This is a genomic window from Pseudomonas sp. M47T1 (assembly GCF_000263855.1).
Classification (GTDB): domain Bacteria; phylum Pseudomonadota; class Gammaproteobacteria; order Pseudomonadales; family Pseudomonadaceae; genus Aquipseudomonas.
On sequence record NZ_AJWX01000018.1, the window covers coordinates 122,167 to 141,651 of the forward strand.

The 19,485-nt window shown below is 62.5% G+C and carries 13 protein-coding genes and 3 tRNA genes; 11 read left to right on the forward strand and 5 right to left on the reverse strand.

Annotated features, from left to right (window positions below; genetic code table 11):
- Positions 1 to 333: 333 nt before the first annotated feature.
- On the forward strand, positions 334 to 807 hold the full coding sequence (locus PMM47T1_RS18920) for a DUF1289 domain-containing protein (protein WP_008371841.1): 474 nt from the start codon (positions 334 to 336) through the stop codon (positions 805 to 807).
- A 150-nt stretch (positions 808 to 957) separates the two neighbouring features.
- Here the strand turns inward: PMM47T1_RS18920 and PMM47T1_RS18925 are convergent, their stop codons facing one another.
- A complete protein-coding gene (locus PMM47T1_RS18925; protein WP_008371843.1) occupies positions 958 to 1,818 on the reverse strand; it encodes a universal stress protein in 861 nt (286 codons plus the stop codon).
- Between the two features lie 104 nt (positions 1,819 to 1,922).
- Between PMM47T1_RS18925 and PMM47T1_RS18930 the strand changes: the two genes are divergently transcribed.
- From PMM47T1_RS18930 to PMM47T1_RS18950, 5 genes are all read left to right on the forward strand, one after another.
- Positions 1,923 to 2,525, forward strand: coding sequence for a tRNA-(ms[2]io[6]A)-hydroxylase (locus tag PMM47T1_RS18930; protein WP_008371845.1), 603 nt, complete (start codon positions 1,923 to 1,925; stop codon positions 2,523 to 2,525).
- 203 nt (positions 2,526 to 2,728) lie between these two features.
- Entirely contained in the window at positions 2,729 to 3,202 is a 474-nt protein-coding gene (locus PMM47T1_RS18935) for a MarR family winged helix-turn-helix transcriptional regulator (protein WP_008371847.1), read from the forward strand.
- Positions 3,199 to 4,674, forward strand: coding sequence for an efflux transporter outer membrane subunit (locus PMM47T1_RS18940; protein ID WP_008371848.1), 1,476 nt, complete (start codon positions 3,199 to 3,201; stop codon positions 4,672 to 4,674). Before PMM47T1_RS18935 ends, PMM47T1_RS18940 begins: the two co-directional genes overlap by 4 nt.
- A gap of 14 nt (positions 4,675 to 4,688) precedes the next feature.
- On the forward strand, positions 4,689 to 5,909 hold the full coding sequence (locus PMM47T1_RS18945; protein WP_008371851.1) for an efflux RND transporter periplasmic adaptor subunit: 1,221 nt from the start codon (positions 4,689 to 4,691) through the stop codon (positions 5,907 to 5,909).
- A 57-nt stretch (positions 5,910 to 5,966) separates the two neighbouring features.
- Positions 5,967 to 7,493: a DHA2 family efflux MFS transporter permease subunit gene (locus PMM47T1_RS18950; protein ID WP_008371853.1), complete on the forward strand. Its 1,527-nt coding sequence runs from the start codon at positions 5,967 to 5,969 to the stop codon at positions 7,491 to 7,493.
- A 140-nt stretch (positions 7,494 to 7,633) separates the two neighbouring features.
- On the opposite strand, the gene lpxH is transcribed toward PMM47T1_RS18950, so the two are convergent.
- Both lpxH and PMM47T1_RS18960 read right to left on the reverse strand, forming a co-directional pair.
- Complete coding sequence (gene lpxH / locus PMM47T1_RS18955) at positions 7,634 to 8,353, reverse strand: UDP-2,3-diacylglucosamine diphosphatase (RefSeq protein ID WP_008371854.1); 720 nt, start codon at positions 8,351 to 8,353, stop codon at positions 7,634 to 7,636.
- Positions 8,350 to 8,853 (reverse strand): peptidylprolyl isomerase, encoded by a 504-nt coding sequence (locus PMM47T1_RS18960; protein ID WP_008371857.1) that lies wholly within the window; start codon positions 8,851 to 8,853, stop codon positions 8,350 to 8,352. The genes lpxH and PMM47T1_RS18960 overlap by 4 nt, the downstream gene beginning before the upstream one ends.
- 214 nt (positions 8,854 to 9,067) lie before the next feature.
- On the opposite strand from PMM47T1_RS18960, the gene PMM47T1_RS18965 reads away from it, so the two are divergent.
- A complete protein-coding gene (locus PMM47T1_RS18965) occupies positions 9,068 to 10,774 on the forward strand; it encodes a glutamine--tRNA ligase/YqeY domain fusion protein (RefSeq protein WP_008371859.1) in 1,707 nt (568 codons plus the stop codon).
- A gap of 9 nt (positions 10,775 to 10,783) precedes the next feature.
- The gene (gene cysS / locus PMM47T1_RS18970; RefSeq protein WP_008371862.1) at positions 10,784 to 12,166 is read left to right on the forward strand and encodes a cysteine--tRNA ligase; all 1,383 of its coding nucleotides are present in this window, start codon (positions 10,784 to 10,786) and stop codon (positions 12,164 to 12,166) included.
- Between the two features lie 190 nt (positions 12,167 to 12,356).
- Here cysS and PMM47T1_RS18975 read toward each other — a convergent pair whose 3' ends face one another.
- On the reverse strand, positions 12,357 to 17,870 hold the full coding sequence (locus PMM47T1_RS18975; protein WP_008371863.1) for a dermonecrotic toxin domain-containing protein: 5,514 nt from the start codon (positions 17,868 to 17,870) through the stop codon (positions 12,357 to 12,359).
- 146 nt (positions 17,871 to 18,016) lie between these two features.
- Positions 18,017 to 18,871 (reverse strand): bifunctional methylenetetrahydrofolate dehydrogenase/methenyltetrahydrofolate cyclohydrolase FolD, encoded by an 855-nt coding sequence (folD, locus tag PMM47T1_RS18980; RefSeq protein WP_008371865.1) that lies wholly within the window; start codon positions 18,869 to 18,871, stop codon positions 18,017 to 18,019.
- A 279-nt stretch (positions 18,872 to 19,150) separates the two neighbouring features.
- Here folD and PMM47T1_RS18985 point away from each other — a divergent pair.
- The 3 genes from PMM47T1_RS18985 (at position 19,151) to PMM47T1_RS18995 (ending at position 19,483) form a co-directional block, all read left to right on the forward strand.
- Positions 19,151 to 19,227: transfer RNA gene (locus tag PMM47T1_RS18985), tRNA-Arg, on the forward strand.
- Positions 19,228 to 19,270: 43 nt separating this feature from the next.
- A tRNA-His gene (locus PMM47T1_RS18990) sits at positions 19,271 to 19,346 on the forward strand.
- 55 nt (positions 19,347 to 19,401) lie between these two features.
- Positions 19,402 to 19,483 (forward strand) — tRNA-Leu (locus tag PMM47T1_RS18995).
- The last annotated feature ends 2 nt before the right edge of the window (positions 19,484 to 19,485 follow it).

Here is a 19,485-nt window from a genome sequence, read left to right on the forward strand (position 1 = left end):
CTGCACGGCTTTTTGAGCCGCTGAGCCAGGGCTGCAGAAATTCCTTGTAGAAGCTGCTTTCAAAGTTTTACGCCTCCAGAACGGGGAGCTGATGAGGGCTGGCGCCAGGTATTCCTGCCTGAAAATACCTGTGCCAACCCCGTTCTGTCGGATAACTGTGCTCGTGACGCTTTGAAAACAGCTTCTAGCGGACATTGGTGCCTAAAAAGGCAGCGTGATTCTACGGTAAAAAAACAAGAAAGGTAAGTTAAGCCCTACGCATTCGGGGGTGATCATCCTTAGACAAAGGGCTAACATGGCTGCCTGTCTTACTTTTCAAAGTGTTGCAACGCCATGTCGAATCAGTCCATCAAGACCCCCTGTGTAGGCCTGTGCTCCACGGTTTACGGGGATCTTGTGTGCCGTGGCTGCAAGCGCTTCCACCACGAAGTGATCCACTGGAACGGTTACAACGACGACGAAAAACGTGCGGTGTGGCTGCGCCTGGAGCAGTTGCTGGTGCAGGTGATGGTGGCCAAGCTGGAAATCTTCGACAAGCACAAGCTGCGCCTGCAACTGGAACAACGCAAGATCCGATTTGTACCGCAGCAGTCCGAATACTGTTGGGCCTACCAGCTGATTGCCCGTGGCGCGCGCGTGATCAACCAGCTGGAGGCCTACGGCATGGCCCTGCTGCCGGAATTTCGCGATTGGGAGCTGCCGCAATTGCGCGATGCCATTGATCGGGAATTTTTCCTGCTGTCCGAGGCGCACTACGAGCGCTACATCGCGCCGGGTTTTTTGCGCGATGCCTTTCCCGCGGGTTGATCTGTGGCCCTGACGCGGCAGTGGTGGGAGCGGGTTCTACCCGCGAAGCAGACACCCTGGTATTGCAGTGGTTTCGCGGTGCGTCTTTCGCGGGCAGAGCCCGCTCCCGCGAGGGCTGGGTGCCAAACGGTCGAAAGGCCGCGTCAGGGTTTAACCGCGCGCCAGTTCTTCGAGGTGGGCGATGATTTCATCGGTCTTGAGCACCAGCACATCACTCTCCAGCGTGTCCAGCACCACCTCTGCGGTATTGCCGATCAACGCCCCCGACACCCCGGTGCGCGCCACCGTGCCGATGACCGTCACCGCCGCACTGAGCGAGTGCGCGGTAAAGGGAATCAACACGTCTGCCGGCCCCTCGGCGATGTGCAGGTGCGCATCGTCAATGTCGAATTCGGCCTGGAAGGCCACGCACTGTTCGCGGTAACGCGCCTCGATGGTTTCCTTGAGCTGGAAGGCCGGGTCCCTGGCCGACAGCATGGGTGAGGGATGGGCGGCAATCACGTGCAGTTCGCCCTTGGCCAGGCGGGCAATATCGAAGCCGTGCTCGATGATGTTGGCGTGAAGGTGACGGTGCTCGCCATCGGCATTGCCCACGTCCACGGCCGCCAGGATCACGCCGTGGGCCCAAGGCCGCTCGCTCTTGACCATCAGTACGGCGCAGGGGCAGTGGCGCAGCAGCTTCCAGTCGGCGGGGGTGAGCAGAAAACGCTTGAGCGCGCTTTCGTGGCGGTGCTGTTTGACCACCAGGCCACAGCCTTCGGCCTGCTGCACCTTGATGATGGTTTTTTCCACGCTGCCTTCCCACGCCTGTTCGGCGTCGGCGCTGAAGCCGTCGTCGTGCAGCTGGCTTTTCAACAGGGTGAGCAGGGCGCTGTGGTCCTGGTGCTGGTCGCACATCAACAGATGCAGGTGCGCCTGGGTCACGCCGGCAATCAGCTTGGCGCGGCTGAGCGCCTGGCTGTGGGCGTGCTCAGGGTCCAATACCACCAGTAGGCTGCGGATGGCTTGCATGACGTTCTCCAGGACGAATGGGCGCATCCATCAAGCATAGCGGCTGGTGATCTGCCGTGGCGTCCGTATAATCGCCGGCTTTTGCGCCCCTTGAGGAGTCAAGCATGTTGTCTGAAATCCATGAGTTCCTCGGTTGCAGGACGCCGCTGGCCTGGGTGGAAGCGGCCCTGGCCGATCAGGAAACCATGCTCATGGACCACAAGAACTGCGAGTTCAAGGCTGCCGGCACCGCGCTGAGCCTGATCGCCAAGTACTGCACCCACGTCGACCTGATCAACATGATGTCGCGCCTGGCCCGCGAGGAATTGGTGCACCACGAGCAGGTCATGCGCCTGATGAAGCGCCGCAAGATCGAACTGCGCCCGTTGTCCGCCGGGCGTTACGCTTCAGGCCTGCGCAAGGTGGTGCGTAATCACGAGCCGGTCAAGCTGGTGGATACGCTGGTGGTGGGGGCATTCATCGAAGCCCGCAGCTGCGAGCGTTTCGAAGCCCTGGTACCGCACCTGGATGAAGAGCTGGGCACCTTCTACCATGGCCTGCTGCGCAGCGAGGCCCGCCACTACCAAGGCTACCTGAAGCTGGCCCATCAGTACGGTGATGCCGATGACATTGCCCGCACCATCGAGAAGGTGCGCGCGGTGGAAGCCGACCTGATCCTCAGCCCCGACCCTGAATTCCGCTTCCACAGCGGCGTGCCTGCCATCTGATGTTGGGGGAGCTGGCTTGCCAGCGAGCTTGTGCATCCCACCAGCTTGCTGGCAAGCCAGCTCCCACGTCGCTCCCATGGGGCTTCTAAACTTTCCTGCCCGTCCATCGTCTAAATACCAAGCAAGCTAACAATTTTGTTTGACATTAGCTGCCTAGGCAGTAACATCTTGTAAACATTACTGCCTAGGCAGGCTTTTACACGATGAAGCATTTCACCCCGGAAAACTTCCGCAACTGCACCATCGGCCTGCTGCTGGGTCGTGCGTCGTCGGTCAAGGATCGCATCCTCGATACTCACCTGGTGCCTCAGGGTGTCACCGCAGCGCAGTTCAAGGTGCTGCTGATCATGGAGCAGTTCGACGTGGATCGGCCGGCTGAGCTGTGCCGCTACCTGTCCCTGGACAGCGGATCGATGACGCGCATGCTCGACCGCCTGGAGCAGAAAGGCCTGATTGTGCGCCGCCCCTGTTCCGACGATCGCCGCCAGATAGAAGTAGGGCTGAGCGACGCCGGCCTCGAGTTGGCGGGCCAGTTGCCGGTGGTGGGCTCCGACGCCATGAACGAGCTGGTTGGCGTGCTGGAACCCGGTGAACTGGAAAGCCTGGAACGAATCTTAACCAAAGTATTGCTGGCGGCCGGGGATACCCTGACTGCCTTGCGGGTAGGTGCAAAATGAGCGGCAAGTCTTTACGCAACCGGTTCAGCCTGGTGTTCCTGGCCATGAGCCTGGCCGGCTGCGCCAATTTTCACGGCCTGAACACCTCGGGTGTTGCCACCGACACGAAAACCCTGCAGGCCGATGGCACGCTCAAGGGCGTGACCCTGTCTGCGGCCGCGTGGCCGAAAGCCGACTGGTGGACAAGCCTGGGCGACCCCCAGCTTGACGGCCTGATCCGCGAAGCGCTGCGCGACAGCCCGGACATGCAAGTGGCCGCGGCCCGTGCCCACCAGGCCAACGCTGCCGCCTATGCGGCGGACGCCGACCGTATGCCGACCCTGGATGCCCAGGCAGGCGTGACCCGCGAGCGGCTGCCCAAGGTCGAGGACCCACAGGGTATCGGCGGCCTATACGCCACCGTGCGCCAGGCCGACCTGGCTTTCAACTACAGCTTCGACCTGTGGGGCGGCCAGCGTGACGCCTGGGAAGCCGCGCTGGGCCAGGCCCGCGCCGCCGAAGTGGACCGCCAGGCCGCCGCTCTGACCCTGGCCGCCGATGTCGCCCGTGGCTACAGCGACTTGGGCCAGGCCTACATCATGAACGACCTGGCCCAGGACGACCTCAAGCGTACCCAGCAGATGCTCGACCTGGGGCAGCGCCGCCTCAAGGCTGGCATCGACAGCGACTACCAGTTCCAGCAGACCGAAAGCCTGGCGGCCAGCTCCCAGGCCTCGGCCGAAGACGCCAAGAAACGCCTGCAAAGCGCGCGCATCTCCTTGGCGGTGTTGTTGGGCAAGGGCCCGGACCGTGCCAATGAAATCGCCCGGCCCAAGGTGCTGCAACCCAGCGTGGTAGCCCTGCCATCGGTATTGCCGGCCGAGTTGCTGGGCCGTCGCCCCGACCTGGTCGCCGCACGCTGGCGTGTGGAGGCTGCGAGCAAGGACGTGGCCGCCAGCAAGACGCGCTTCTACCCCAACCTCAACCTGAGTGCCCAGGCCGGCACCCAGTCGTTGCTGGGTGATGCGCTGTTTGGCAGTGCCAGCAAGTTTTTCACCGTGGCGCCGACCGTGTCGTTGCCCATTTTCGACGGCGGCCGCCTGCGCGCCGCCCTGGATGCCAAGGACGCCGATTACGATCTGGCCGTGGCTCAGTACAACAAGAGCCTGGTGAAAGCCCTTGGCGATGTCAGCGACACGATCAATCAGTTGCACGCCATCGACCTGCAGATCAAGGCCCAGCAACGCGCGGCAACCATTGCCAAACAGTCCTACGACACCGGCACCCTGCGCTATGGCTCGGGTATCGGCAACTACGTGGACGTGCTGACTATTGAACAGCAACTGCTGCAAGCCCAACGACAACTGGCCAGCCTCAACGCCGAACAGATCGATCTGTCGATCCAGTTGATGCAAGCCCTGGGTGGCGGGTATCAGGGCGAGACCGTCGCCCAGGCCGCCACCACTCCCGCACACGCAACACAGACTGAATAAGCAAGGTATCTGTCATGGCTACTGCCTCCGCTACACACTCGCCGGACAAGGCTCCGGAACAGGAACAACCCAACGCTGGCAACCCCCGCAAGCGCAAGGTCATGCTGTTCATTCTGCTGTTGCTGGTGATTCTCGGCGGCCTGGGTACCTGGGGCTGGTACGAGATGTACGGCCGCTGGAATGAAAGCACCGACGACGCCTACGTCAATGGCAACGTGGTGGAAATCACCCCGCTGGTGACCGGCACCGTGACCAGCATCGGCGCCGATGACGGTGACCTGGTGCACGCCGGCCAGGTGCTGCTGGAATTCGACCCGGCCGACGCCAAGGTCAACCTGCAAAGCGCCCAGGCCAACCTGGCCAAGGCCGTGCGCCAGGTGCGCGGCCTGTACAGCAACGTGGACGGCGCGAAGGCGCAGTTGCTGTCGCGTCAGACTGACCTGAAAAAGGCCCAGGACAACTACGACCGTCGTCGTACCCTGGCGGCCGGCGGTGCCATTTCCCAGGAAGAGCTGTCCCATGCCCGCGACGACCTGAACGCTGCCCAGGCAGCTGTGGCCAACGCCCAGCAGGGCCTCAAAAGCAACACCGCGCTGGTGGATGACACCACCGTGGCCACCCACCCCGACGTGATGGCCGCCGCCGCACAGCTGCGCCAGGCCTACCTGGCCAACGCTCGCAGCACCCTGATCGCACCGGTGACCGGCTATGTGGCCAAGCGTACCGTGCAACTGGGCCAGCGCATTCAGCCCGGCACCGCGACCATGGCGGTGATCCCGCTGGACCAGGTGTGGATTGACGCCAACTTCAAGGAAACCCAACTGAGCAAGATGCGCATCGGTCAGCCGGTGGACATCACTGCCGACCTGTACGGCAGCGACGTCAAGTTCAGCGGCACCGTGGACAGCCTGGGTGCCGGTACCGGCAGCGCCTTTGCCCTGCTGCCAGCGCAGAACGCCACCGGTAACTGGATCAAGATTGTTCAGCGGGTACCGGTGCGTATTCACCTCAACCCTGAAGAGCTGACAAAGCACCCGCTGCGCATTGGCCTGTCCACCGTGGTTGACGTCAACCTGCACGACCAGAGCGGCCCGGTGCTCGCCCAGCAACCGCCACAGAAGGCCTCGTTCACCACTCAGGTGTATGACCGCCAACTGGGTGAGGCCGACGACATGATCGCTCGCCTGATCCACGACAACAGCGTCGGCGCCACTGGCAACACCGCCCAACGCTGATTCGCGATCCCCAGGCCCCACGCGGGGCCTGGTCCACGTCTTTATCAGGGATTTGCGATGAGTAACGCCTCTTTCAAACCGCCCAGCCTGCTGCTCAGCACCATCGGCCTGTCGCTGGCGACCTTCATGCAGGTGCTCGACACCACCATCGCCAACGTGGCGCTGCCGACCATTTCCGGCAACCTTGGGGTCAGCTCCGAGCAAGGCACCTGGGTCATCACCTCGTTCGCCGTGAGCAATGCCATTGCCTTGCCGCTGACGGGCTGGCTGAGCCGCCGTTTCGGTGAAGTGAAACTGTTCCTGTGGGCCACCATCCTGTTCGTGCTGGCCTCGTTCATGTGTGGCATTTCCACCTCGATGCCTGAGCTTGTGGGCTTCCGGGTGCTGCAGGGGGTGGTGGCAGGGCCATTGTACCCCATGACCCAGACGCTGCTGATTGCCGTGTACCCCCCAGCGAAAAGGGGGATGGCACTGGCATTACTGGCCATGGTGACGGTAGTGGCGCCCATTGCCGGGCCGATCCTGGGTGGCTGGATCACCGACAGTTACAGTTGGCCGTGGATTTTCTTCATCAACGTGCCGATCGGTATTTTCGCCTGTGCGGTGGTGCGCCAGCAGATGGCAGCGCGGCCGGTGGTCACCAGCCGTCAGCCCATGGACTACGTGGGCCTGATTGCCTTGATCATTGGTGTAGGCGCCTTGCAGATCGTCCTCGACAAGGGTAACGACGCCGACTGGTTCGAAAACAACTACATCATCCTGGGTGCGGTGATATCGGCCATTGCCCTGGCGTTCTTCGTCATCTGGGAGCTGACTGATGACCACCCGGTGGTGAACCTGAAGTTGTTCAAGTACCGCAACTTCCGTTTCGGCACCATTGTGCTGGTGCTGGGGTACGCGGGCTTCTTTGGTATCAACCTGATCCTGCCCCAGTGGCTGCAGACACAGCTGGGCTACACCGCCACCTGGGCGGGGTTGGCGGTGGCACCGCTGGGCATATTGCCCGTACTGATGTCACCGTTCGTGGGCAAGTACGCCACTCGGTTCGACCTGCGCATCCTGGCCGGCCTGGCGTTCCTGGCCATCGGCACCAGTTGCTTCATGCGCGCCGGGTTTACCAACGAGGTGGACTTCACTCACATCGCCCTGGTGCAGTTGTTCATGGGTATCGGCGTGGCGCTGTTCTTCATGCCTACCCTGACCATTCTGCTGTCGGACTTGCCACCCGCGCAGATTGCCGACGGCTCGGGCCTGGCGACCTTCCTGCGGACCCTGGGCGGCAGTTTCGCGGCTTCGCTCACCACCTGGATCTGGATTCGCCGGGCGGATCAGCACCATGCGTACCTGAGCGAGAGCATCACGGCGTATGACCCGGCCACCCAGCACGCCATTCAGCAGATGGGCGGGGCAGGGCTCAAGACCTACCAGCAACTGGACGGTATCGTCGAGGCGCAGGCGTACATGCTGTCCACCGTGGACTACTTCACGCTGCTGGGCTGGATGTTCATGGGCCTGATCCTGATCGTCTGGCTGGCCAAGCCGCCGTTCGCCGCCAAGGCGGGGCCGGAGGCGGCAGGGCACTGATCGGTGGTGGTCGCTTCGCGGACGCAGTCCACGCGTTGTGTCAGGCACTGTGCGGTGCGGCCTTCGCGGGCACGGTCCGCTCCTACAGGTTTACACCGTCCTGTAGGAGCGGACTGTGGCCGCGAACCAGACGACGCGGTCTAGAAGGGGAAGGCCGCCAGCGACATCCCCTGCTCATCCACCTGCAACGCCCAGCCTTCCTTGTCCCAATCCCCCAGCACAATCCTGCGCGCCGGCACATCGCCCACGTTGAGTTTGTGAATGGCCGGGCGGTGGGTGTGGCCGTGGATCAGGGTGACCACCTTGTGGTCAGCCATGACCTGCGGCACTTCCTCAGGCGTCACGTCAACGATGTCGTTGGCCTTCATCCGCGTTTGCGCACGGCTTTCGCTGCGCAGTTTGCGCGCCAGCTTGTGGCGGGTGCGCAAGGGCAGGCGGCGCAGGATAAACAACGTCAGTGGGTTGCGCAGGATGCGGCGCATGCGCATGTAGGCTTCATCGCGGGTGCACAGGCTGTCGCCGTGCATCAGCAACACCGGCTCACCATAGAAGTCGACTACGCTGGGGTCGGCCAGCAGGGTGGCGCCGGCGGCCTTGCAGAAGCGCTTGCCGATCAGGAAATCGCGGTTGCCGTGCATCAGGAAGATCGTCGTGCCGCTGTCGCCAAGGGCGCGCAGGGCCTCGCAGATCGAAAGCTGGTAGGGGCTCATGGCATCGTCGCCGATCCAGGCTTCGAAAAAGTCCCCCAAGATATAAAGAGCGCTCGCCGAGCGCGCGCGCCCGGCGAGAAACTCCAGAAACGCCCGGGTAATGTCCGGGCGTTCTTCCTGCAAGTGCAGATCAGAGATCAGCAGAATCACTCAATGATCTCGGCTTTCTCGATAACCACGTCTTCAACCGGAACGTCCTGGTGGCCGGACTTGGAACCGGTGGCCACACCTTTGATCTTGTCGACCACGTCGTTGCCTTCGATCACTTCACCGAACACGGCGTAGCCCCAGCCTTGAACGGTCGGTGCGCTGTGGTTCAGGAAGCTGTTGTCGGCGACGTTGATGAAGAACTGCGCGGAAGCCGAATGCGGCTCCATGGTGCGCGCCATGGCCACGGTGTACTTGGCGTTGGAAAGGCCGTTGTCGGCTTCGTTCTGGATGCTTGGGCGCTTGTCTTTCTTTTCCTTCATGCCGGGCTCGAAACCGCCGCCCTGGACCATGAAATTGCTGATCACGCGGTGGAATACGGTGTTGGCGTAGTGGCCGGCGTTGACGTATTCGATGAAGTTGGCCACGGTTTTCGGGGCTTTTTCAGCATTCAGCTGCAACACGATGTCGCCGAAGTTGGTAGTCAATTTTACTTTGGACATTTCAGGATTCGCTCTTCTTTAGAGAATTTGGCGGGTCATTTATAACCCTGACGCGCAGTTTACAGGTCGCGATACGCATTTCGAGGCTGTTTTTTCGCAGACGGCCCACGAAACCCGGCAGACTGGCCTGTCAGCGGCTTGACAGCTTCGGCTATGATAAGCGCTTTGATTTAGTCGGCCTACCCATGGCCACAGGTACGTTTTCAAGGATCCTATGAGCAAGCCCACCGCCGATAACGCCCCCAATGCCGCAAACGCCAAAGGCGCGCCGGTAGTCCCGACCAACTTCCTGCGCCCCATCCTGCAGGCCGACCTGGACTCGGGCAAGCACGCCAGTATCGTCACCCGCTTCCCGCCGGAGCCCAACGGCTACCTGCATATCGGTCACGCCAAGTCAATCTGCGTGAACTTTGGCCTGGCCAAGGAGCTGGGCGGCGTGTGCCACCTGCGCTTCGATGACACCAACCCGGCCAAGGAAGACCAGGAATACATCGACGCCATCGAGCGCGACGTGAAATGGCTGGGCTTCGAGTGGGCGGGCGAAGTGCGCTACGCCTCGCACTATTTCGACCAACTGCACGACTGGGCCGTGGACCTGATCAAGGCCGGCAACGCGTACGTCTGCGACCTCACCCCGGAACAGGCCCGCGAGTACCGTGGCAGCCTCACCGAGGCGGGCAAGAACAGCCCGTTCCGCGAGCGTTCGGTGGACGAGAACCTGGACCTGTTCGCCCGCATGAAAGCCGGCGAGTTCAAGGACGGCGAGCGCGTGCTGCGTGCGAAGATCGACATGGCCTCGCCGAACATGAACCTGCGCGACCCCATCCTGTACCGTATTCGCCATGCCCACCACCACCAGACCGGCGACACCTGGTGCATCTACCCCAACTATGACTTCACCCATGGCCAGTCCGACGCCATCGAAGGCATCACGCACTCCATCTGCACCCTGGAGTTCGAAGGCCATCGCCCGCTGTACGACTGGTTCCTGGACAACCTGCCGGTACCCAGCCACCCGCGCCAGTACGAGTTCAGCCGCCTGAACCTGAGCTACACCGTGACCAGCAAGCGCAAGCTCAAGCAACTGGTGGACGAGCAGCACGTTCACGGCTGGGACGACCCGCGCATGTCCACCCTGTCGGGGTTCCGCCGTCGTGGCTACACCGCGGCGTCGATTCGCAACTTCTGCGAAATGATCGGCACCAACCGTTCCGACGGCGTGGTAGACATGAACATGCTGGAATTCAGCATCCGTGACGACCTGGACCGCACCGCCCCGCGCGCCATGTGCGTGCTGCGCCCGCTGAAGGTCACTATCACCAATTACCCGGAAGGCCAGGAAGAAACCCTGGAACTGCCGCGCCACCCCAAGGAAGACATGGGCGTGCGGGTGCTGCCGTTCGCGCGCGAGATCTACATCGATCGCGACGACTTCATGGAAGAACCGCCAAAGGGCTACAAGCGCCTGGAGCCGGCCGGTGAAGTGCGCCTGCGTGGCAGCTACGTGATCCGCGCCGACGAAGCCATCAAGGACGCCGACGGCAACATTGTCGAACTGTTGTGCAGCTACGACCCCGACACCCTGGGCAAAAACCCTGAAGGCCGCAAGGTCAAGGGCGTGATCCACTGGGTGCCGGCCGCTGCCAGCGTGGAATGCGAAGTGCGCCTGTACGACCGCCTGTTCCGCTCCCCTAGCCCGGAAAAGGCCGAGGAAGGCGCCAGCTTCCTGGACAACATCAACCCTGATTCGCTGCAAGTGCTGACCGGTTGTCGTGCCGAGCCTTCGTTGGGCAATGCACAACCCGAAGACCGCTTCCAGTTCGAACGCGAAGGCTACTTCTGCGCCGACCTGAAAGACACCCAGCCTGGTCGTCCGGTATTCAACCGTACTGTCACCCTGCGCGACTCGTGGGGCAGCTAAGGAATCATCGTGCTAAGCATTTACAACACGCTCACCAAGAGCAAGGAAGTCTTCAAGCCGTTGGATGGCAACAAGGTTCGCATGTACGTGTGCGGCATGACCGTCTACGACTTCTGCCACATTGGCCATGGCCGCAGCATGATCGCCTTCGACCTGGTGACGCGCTGGCTGCGCCATAGCGGCTACGACCTGACGTACGTGCGCAACATCACCGACATCGATGACAAGATCATCAATCGTGCGCGGGACAACGGCGAAAGCTTCGACGCCCTGACTGCTCGCATGATCGATGCGATGCACGAGGACGAGGCGCGGCTGAACATCCTCAAGCCAGACCTGGAGCCGCGTGCCACCGACCATATCGCTGGCATGCACGCGATGATCCAGACCCTGATCGACAAGGGTTATGCCTATGCCCCGGGCAACGGCGACGTGTACTACCGCGTCGGCAAGTTCGTGGGTTACGGCAAGCTGTCGCGCAAGAAGATCGAAGACCTGCGCATCGGTGCCCGCATCGAAGTGGAAGAGGCCAAGCAGGACCCGCTCGACTTCGTGCTGTGGAAGGGCGTCAAGCCCGGCGAACCAAGCTGGGAGTCGCCGTGGGGCCCGGGCCGTCCAGGCTGGCACATCGAGTGCTCGGTGATGTCGACCTGCTGCCTGGGCGACACCTTCGACATCCATGGCGGTGGCAGCGACCTGGAGTTCCCGCACCACGAGAACGAGATCGCCCAGAGCGAGGCGGCCACCGGCCAGCCATACGCCAATGCCTGGATGCACTGCGGCATGATCCGCATCAATGGCGAGAAGATGTCCAAGTCTCTGGGCAACTACTTCACCATTCGCGACGTGCTGGCCAAGTACCACCCGGAGGTGGTGCGCTACCTGCTGGTGGCCAGCCATTACCGCAGCTCCATCAATTACTCCGAGGACAGCCTGCGCGAGTCCAAGGGCGCACTGGAGCGTTTCTACCACGCGCTCAAGGGCTTGCCGAACGTGGCCGCCGCGGGCGGTGAAGAGTACGTGGCGCGGTTTACCGATGCCATGAACGATGACTTCGCCACGCCTGAGGCCTGTGCGGTGCTGTTCGACCTGGTGCGCGAGATCAACCGCCTGCGTGACAGCGATGTCGACGCGGCGGCAGGCCTGGCCGGGCGTTTGCGTGAGCTGGGTGGCTTGCTAGGCGTGCTGCAACTGGAAGCTGACGAGTTCCTGCGTGCCGGTGCCGAAGGCAAGGTCGATGCGGCCCAAGTCGATGCCTTGATTGCCGCGCGCCTGGCCGCGCGGGCAGGCAAGGATTGGGCCGAGTCGGACCGTATCCGCGATCAACTGACGGCGATGGGTGTGGTGCTGGAAGACAGCAAGGGCGCCACCACCTGGCGCCTGGCTGACTGACAGGTAGCCCTGCTGCTGAAGATCTTCAGTCAGGCAGAAGGCACACAGTGTCTGCCGTGCGCGCCGAGTTCGTAGCGGCGACGCAAGCCGCGTCACAGGCACTGCAGACTGCCTGGCACACCGCGTCGCAAGACGCAGCCTTCAGCAGCCGTTACAAGGATTTCTGTAGCGGCTGCCGAAGGCCCTGCGGTCAGGCTGTACCGCCGCTGTGCTGCTCCATTCGCGTCAGTTCCATGAGCAAGTCCAGCTCGCTCTCCTGCCATTGCTGTTCCAGCGCCATAATCCGCACCCCCAACTGTTCCTGGGTTTCCCCCGGATAACGGTCCTCTAGCGCCAGCACGCTGGCCTCATAGTCGTCCTTCAGTGCCTTGAACCGCTCGGCATGGCTTTCGCGCAGGTAGCTTGCCCAGAAATCCTGCTGTGCCGCGTAGCGCAAAAACGCCTGGCCATGTTCGCCTTCCTGTACCTGGGCCAAGGCTGTGTCGAGCTCTTTGCGGCTAACGTTGGCCACGGTTTCGTATAGCATTCTCGAAGGCTGCAGCGGTAAATCCAGGGTCTCAGCCAGGCGCAGGCGGTACACCAGGCGCACCTCGGCTTCATCTCGGGAACCACTGGCCTGGATGGCCAGACGGTCCAGCTCTTCCAGCCGAAACAGGCGTTGAACCAAGCGTTGCAGTTGTTGGCCGCGATCAAGCCCCGGAGATTCGCGGATAGCGCGCTGGGTGAACACCTGAATCTCCATCTGGTTGAAGGCCAGGCGCATGCCGTCGGGACAGGTTTCCTGGTTGTGCAGTTGCTGCAAAGGGGCTTGAGCCGTGGCATTGAGCAGTTCGCTCAGGGCTGGGTCCTGGTCGGCAGCCTCCAGAACCGCCCATACCCGTTCAGTCAACAGGGCGCGGCTGGTGGCGGTCCGGTAATCCGCAGCGCCTTGCAGGTGATCGATCAGGTTCAGCAAGTCGCTGTGAGTGCCTTGGGCCTCCAGGCGCTCCCATACGTGACGGCGCGCGGCCAACTGCTCGACATCGCCGCTCGACAACCAGGGTTCCACAGTGCCGGACACTTGCGGTGATCGGCCGCCATGGGGTGAATGGCTGCGCACGCTGGTGTCCGAATCACCCAGGCTCGACAGGGCATCCTCATGTTCGGCCAGGTCGGTGTCGAAGGTGTAACTGCTGGAGTATGACTCTGAAATTTGCAGGCTTCGCATCAACTCCTCGGGCAGCGGGTTACCGCGCAGGTTGATGTGGGTCACGTGGTCGTTGCTGCGGGCGTTGGCGGGCAGGTAGTCGGGCACGGCTACCAACTGGTTGTCCTCCAGGTTCAGGGACTGCAGGGGGCGGGGCAGCAGGTCGTCCAGCCAGCTTGGCCAGCTGGAAAGGCCGGTATTTTCCAGGCTCAGGGAGTTGAGGTCGGTGCTGCGCAGTACCGAGGCATTGGTGACGGTACCGACTCGGTTGTTTTCCAGCGCCAGGCCACGCAAGGTCGGAATACGCGCCAGGTCGTCGAGCAGTGCCTGGTCAATGATCAACCCCTGGTCGGTCAGGTCCAGATACCTCAGGTAGGGCATATCGCCGATCGCCGCGGGCAGGTGGCTCAAGGGCGTGGCGTGGCCATACAAAATAAGGCTTTCCAGGCGCTGGAAGCGTCGCAGCAGCCGGTCCAGCTGTGCCGGGCTGCCCACGGGCCGGCTCAGTGCCAGGCGATCCACGCGGTCGTAGAAAAAGTTCGGGAGCGTCAGCGGGAAGTCACTGATATCGCCCTCCAGGTCCAGGGTAGGTGCGCTGGCGCTGATGCAGGTGCTTCTCCAGTAATTGAGCAGCGATTGCTCGGTCTGTCGCCGCACGGCCTCGCGCTCGCCGTTGGCTGCGGTGGAGGAGCCCGAGGCCTGGTGCCAGTCATTGAGTGCGCGTAGCAGTTCATCGCGCTGACGGATGAGCGTCTGTAGCTCGCTGGGTTCCATCTCCACTGTGAAGCGGTAGCGGCTGTCGAGGCGTTCGCTCCACACGGCTTCCACGGTAGTGGCTCGTGGCAGAGGGTTGTTGCTCAGGTCGATATGAGTGGTGTGCCCGGTGGCCGGTCCATTCGCCAGCACGTGATGAGGCAGTTGGGTGAGGCGGTTGTCGCGCAGGGAAATGTGGCTCACATGATCCAGCAGGGAGTCGTCGAACAGCGGCGTGGTGGTGGGGTGGAAGCCGTGGAGGGTGCGGTCCAGTCCCAGATAGTCCAGCTCCAGGCCAGTGAAATCCGGGCTGCCCGACAAGAAGTTGCCGCTCAGGTCCAGGCGGCGCAGTTGGCTCAGGGTGCGCAGGTCGGCCATCTCTGGGGCATGGATCAGCATCGACATGTCCACCACGCTTAGCGAGGTCAGGTTGGGGAAATGCTGGCGTATCAGCTGTGCCCAGGGTTGGCGGGCGTTGAAGGGCAGGGCGCGGTTGCCGGTCAGGCGTAGTTCAGTCACTTGCGCGAAACGGTGGAAGAACTGCTGCAACGTCTCCACCTGGGCGGTGCTCTCGGCCACCAGGTCCATCAAGGGCCGGTTGGTCAGCAGATGGGGGGAACGTGGGCTGAAATCGATCAGTTCCAGGCTTTGCACGCGCGAGTAAATAAAGTCGGGTAGCTGTTCGGGAAAGTCTTGCAGGGCCACGCCATTCAGGTGCAACGGTACGTTGCGGTGGCCCAGTTCCGGCAGGCTGTTGGCGCGCCAATGCTGCCACAGGGCCTCGCCGATGCGCTGGCGGCTGGCTTGCGTGGCTGCATCCGGCTCCGGCAGTGCGCTGGCACTCAGGGCCCACTGGTCCAGGCTTGCTTGCAGGGCCTGCTGCTCTCCCAGCAACTGGTTCAGGCGCGCATCGATGGTTTCGCGGCTCAGGCCGCTTTCCGTCAGCCAATCCAGCAACAGACGGGCATCGGCCTGGAACGCGGCTTCCAGCTCCAGGAGGCGCAGTTTGTCCAGCAGCGAGTCGTCCAGAATGACGCGTCCGGTGGTGGTCAGTGGTTGTCCAGGCCTGCCTTCGGCCAAGCCCATGGGTGAACGCTCGCCCGGCTCAAGGGGGCGGGTTTGCAACAAGGCTTCCACCTTGTGTCGCGGCAACAGTGGCAAGTCGCGCACGGTTACCAGCAGTTCATTCTTCTGGCTTGTGTGCGCGAAGCCAAGTTGGGCACGTTGCGGGTCGGGCAGGGCGTGCAGGATGGACCCGTAGAGGTCGTCCTTGCCGTGCAGGTGGCGGTTGTCTTTATCTCGGGTTTCATAGCCAGGCCCGTCCTTGATCAGGACTTTGCGAATGGGTGCCTGCTCAGGGCCGCTGCTGTCGAGCTCGGCGCCGCTGAAGTGGCCGTCGCGCACACTGATGTTGACGTCGGGGGACCAGCCGGGCAGGGTTTCGACACTGTGCAGCTTGACCTTTTCGCTGTCGGGGTTGTGCACGCTGTCCAGGAACACGCCTTCATAGGCGCGCACCACACGAATCTTGCGCAGGTAAGCCTGGGCCTCTTCGGTGATGCGTGGGGGCAGTTGGCCCTTATCTTCCATCAGGGCGCGCTCCGCTGCAGTGGCATTGGCCACCAGTTCCTCGGCCACCAGGGTAGGCAACTGCTCGAAGCTGCGCCGGATCAATTGTGGCAGTGGGGCCTGGCTATTCTGCAAGGCTTGGTAGCGGCTGGCGAACAGGCTGGCGCGGGTTTCGGGCGCGCTGCTTTCCAGTGCCTGGTCGAGCTTGAAGCGTTGCAGTGTGTCTTCCAGCAGGGCCGGTGGTGCCTCGCTCCGGGCAAGGCTGCGGCGCAGGGTGGCCTCATGGGTGCCGCTGACACGCATGATGCGCTGAGCCGTCTGCTCGGGCACCCCTTGGGCATGGTGGCCCAGGCGTTGGAACAAGGAATGGCCTTCCCATTCGGCCGGGGTGTCCAGTTCGTGTAGCCACGCACCCTTGCCGTTGTGCCGCAGGGGCGGTTCGTAGCCAGTGGGCTGGCTGGGGTGGGCAAGGCGGTAGGGGGCGCCGTCGGCGGGCGGTTTCACCGCATACACGCGCCCGTCCAAGGGAAGCCACTGCTTGCCTTGGAAGGTATAAAGGCCCAGCTCGTCGGGTTTGAGGCTGGCGGGCAGAATAACGTCATGATGAAAGGGAGTAAGGTCGGGTTTCCACAGGCGCGGGCTGCCATCAGCCAGGGCGATGGGTTTCATGCTGCGCACCAGTGCCGGTGCCTCCACCGCAGGCAGGCCACTCGCCGCCCCACCGACGAGTCCCATCAGGGCCAGCATGGCGGCGTTGTCCAGCACGTCCATCAGGTAGCCGAATGCCGCTTCACGATCGCCTTCGGCCAGGCTGGCGAACCCTTCATACACCGAGTGGCACAGTTCCACGGCCATCACTGTCAGCATCACTTCGCCGAGCCCTGGCACCACGAAAGCGGCCACATTCAGGGTTTCCATAGCGGCGCCAAGGAAATATTGCACCTTTTGGTCATGGGTCTTCTGGTTTTCCACGGCGGTGGGCACGGCGTGGAACAGTGCGTCATCCTTGAGGGTGGCCAGCTTGCGTGAGTGCAGGGCCGTGAACAGGAATTGGTGGAAGGGTGGCAGGTCCAGGTCCAGGTTGCCGTCCTTGTCGAACGTTCGTTGCCGCAGGCCGTTGCTGAGGGTGACGTAGGGAAACAGGCTGCGTTGCAATTGGTTGTAGAACCCGTTGCGTTCGCGGGCACGGAGGTAGCGGGCGAAAAAGCTGCGGTAGCGCCTGCTTGTGAAGCGCTGGCGCAGGGCGCCGGCAAAGGCATGCATCGTTGGGTAGGCCTTGAGCGGCGTGACTGGATCGTCTGGCAAGTAGACAATCATCGCGCCGTGGCCGCGAGGGTCGGTGATCACTACCGCGCCGCAGATTTCAATGCCGAACAGGGTGAGGAATCGGCAGTGCTGAAATGCCTGGGTGCGGGCCATGTCGAGCAGTTGGGTGTGTGCGACCTGATCGATATCTCCCTTCAGGTATGCCAGATGGGTGTGCAGCTCCCAGGCAGAGCGTTCTAGCAGTTTCAGGCGTGCGGCGGCATTGCGCACGTCCACGCCGGGCGCATCGCCGGGCCGGCCGGGCACGCGCAGGGCTGTATCGATTTGCGCCTGGTAACGCCGGCCCAGGTCCAGTTCGCGGCACAGCCCGGCGAATGCATGGGGGGCAAGGGTCAGGCGCGTGCCGTCGAGGCCGATGCCCAGCACCGGGTGAGCGGTGTAGATGCCAGCGTCGTAGCTGTCGGTGTCCATGCCGCCCATCTGCGCTTCCCAGGCTTCGAAGTTCTGCAGGGCGGCGGTGAGCAGCGTGCTGGTGGCACCGCGCAACGCGGTGTTGATCTTGACGGCCGGGTCGGTCGAGTTCGCGAATGAGGTGTCGATGAATACGCGGGCGCCGTTGAACAGGTAATGATTGCGTACATCCAGCTCCAGGTCGAAGCGATCGGCGATGGCGGCCTTGAGCAGCGGTTCGGCGAAGTCTTCGGCAGACGGCAGGCGGGCGAGCAATTCGTTGACCTGGGCCTCTTCGAACCGGTGGGAGGCATAGGCCTTGTGAAGTGCCTTGACCGACTCGGGCTGGCTATAGCGCGCGGTTTCGTACCAGGGCACCGGCGCGGCGCGGGTCTTGCGCAGGGCTTGGTGGGTGCCAGGGCTGGCGCTGATCAGCCATTGAGGCAATTGGTTTGTGGCAAGTTCGAACGGGGTGGGCATGACAAAGTCCTTTTGTCGCTGGGCGGGCGGGGGGCTTTATCGTAGGCAGCGTGGGGGTGAGCGGGCGGGGGAATAAATACCACAGCCAAAAAAAACGCCGCCTCCCGTGGCCGGGAAGGCGGCGTTCTTCATTGCCGGGGTGTTACTCAGGCATGTAGCGTTTCGCAGGCATACAGGGTGTTTTCCAGCAGGCAGGCGCGGGTCATCGGGCCCACGCCGCCAGGTACGGGAGTGATCCACCCTGCGCGGGGCAGGGCGGTCTCGTACACCACGTCACCCACCAGCTTGCCATCGGCCTGACGGTTGATGCCCACGTCGATCACGATCGCGCCTTCCTTCACCCACTCACCCTTGACCAGCCCGGGCTTGCCGGCGGCCACCACCACCAGGTCGGCACGGCCGACGTGGCCTGCCAGGTCCTTGGTGAAGCGGTGGGTGACGGTGACGGTGCAGCCGGCCAGCAGCAGTTCCATGGCCATGGGGCGGCCGACGATGTTGGAGGCGCCCACCACCACGGCGTTCATGCCGTACAGGTCCTGGCCGGTGCTTTCCAGCAGGGTCATGATGCCCTTGGGGGTGCACGGGCGCAGCAAGGGGATACGCTGGGCCAGACGGCCAACGTTGTAGGGGTGGAAGCCGTCCACGTCCTTGTCCGGGCGAATGCGCTCCAGCAGTTTGGAGGCGTCCAGATGTTCGGGCAATGGCAGTTGCAGCAGGATGCCGTCAATCTTCGCGTCATCGTTCAGACGGTCGATCAGGCTTTCCAGCTCAAGCTGAGTGGTGGTGGCGGGCAGGTCGAAGGCCTGGGACAGGAAGCCCACTTCTTCACAGTCCTTGCGCTTATGCGAGACATAGACCTGGGAGGCAGGATCGCTGCCGACCAGGATCACGGCGAGGCCAGGGGTACGCAGGCCTTGCTGGCGACGCTCGGCGACCCGTTGGGCGATCTGCTTGCGCAGGCTGGCGGCGATCGCCTTGCCGTCGATTAGTTGTGCAGTCATGACGCGTGATTAACCATCGAGAGGGAAGAAAATGTGCGCGCATTCTCTCATGCTATAGATGCAGGGCAAAGGCGCTTGGTCCGACGATTCCGCTAAGCCCTTAAATAAAATGAATTTTTTTCAGAAAGCTGTTGACGACCTGACCGGTCGTCTATAACATTCGTCGCACTTGTCGGGCAGAGCCTAGCACTGGTGAAGAAGGTCAGGCAGAGTTAATGATTTAACTCGGCATGACTGAAGCTTAGAATTTGCAGTCGTTACCGATTGTGGGTTAAATAAGCGCCCGTAGCTCAGCTGGATAGAGCATCCGCCTTCTAAGCGGATGGTCGCAGGTTCGAGTCCTGCCGGGTGCGCCATATCAGGCAGCTTTGGCACAAGTGATGCAACAAGCGCAATATGGTGGGCGTAGCTCAGTTGGTAGAGCACAGGATTGTGACTCCTGTTGTCGTGGGTTCGATCCCCATCGTCCACCCCATATTCCGAAAGGCGCCTGATGAAAATCTGGCGCCTTTGCTTTAAAGGCTTCACATGCGGACGTGGTGAAATTGGTAGACACACTGGATTTAGGTTCCAGCGGCGCAAGCTGTAAGAGTTCGAGTCTCTTCGTCCGCACC

Excerpts from the sequence above, each read along its gene's own strand:
- PMM47T1_RS18960 (WP_008371857.1), bottom strand. The coding sequence starts at position 8,853 with ATGTCCAAAGTAAAATTGACTACCAACTTCGGCGACATCGTGTTGCAG.
- PMM47T1_RS18925 (WP_008371843.1), bottom strand. The coding sequence starts at position 1,818 with ATGCAAGCCATCCGCAGCCTACTGGTGGTATTGGACCCTGAGCACGCC.
- PMM47T1_RS18935 (WP_008371847.1), top strand. The coding sequence starts at position 2,729 with ATGAAGCATTTCACCCCGGAAAACTTCCGCAACTGCACCATCGGCCTG.
- folD (WP_008371865.1), bottom strand. The coding sequence starts at position 18,871 with ATGACTGCACAACTAATCGACGGCAAGGCGATCGCCGCCAGCCTGCGC.
- PMM47T1_RS18940 (WP_008371848.1), top strand. The coding sequence starts at position 3,199 with ATGAGCGGCAAGTCTTTACGCAACCGGTTCAGCCTGGTGTTCCTGGCC.
- PMM47T1_RS18975 (WP_008371863.1), bottom strand. The coding sequence starts at position 17,870 with ATGCCCACCCCGTTCGAACTTGCCACAAACCAATTGCCTCAATGGCTG.
- PMM47T1_RS18930 (WP_008371845.1), top strand. The coding sequence starts at position 1,923 with ATGTTGTCTGAAATCCATGAGTTCCTCGGTTGCAGGACGCCGCTGGCC.
- PMM47T1_RS18950 (WP_008371853.1), top strand. The coding sequence starts at position 5,967 with ATGAGTAACGCCTCTTTCAAACCGCCCAGCCTGCTGCTCAGCACCATC.
- PMM47T1_RS18945 (WP_008371851.1), top strand. The coding sequence starts at position 4,689 with ATGGCTACTGCCTCCGCTACACACTCGCCGGACAAGGCTCCGGAACAG.
- PMM47T1_RS18965 (WP_008371859.1), top strand. The coding sequence starts at position 9,068 with ATGAGCAAGCCCACCGCCGATAACGCCCCCAATGCCGCAAACGCCAAA.
- PMM47T1_RS18920 (WP_008371841.1), top strand. The coding sequence starts at position 334 with ATGTCGAATCAGTCCATCAAGACCCCCTGTGTAGGCCTGTGCTCCACG.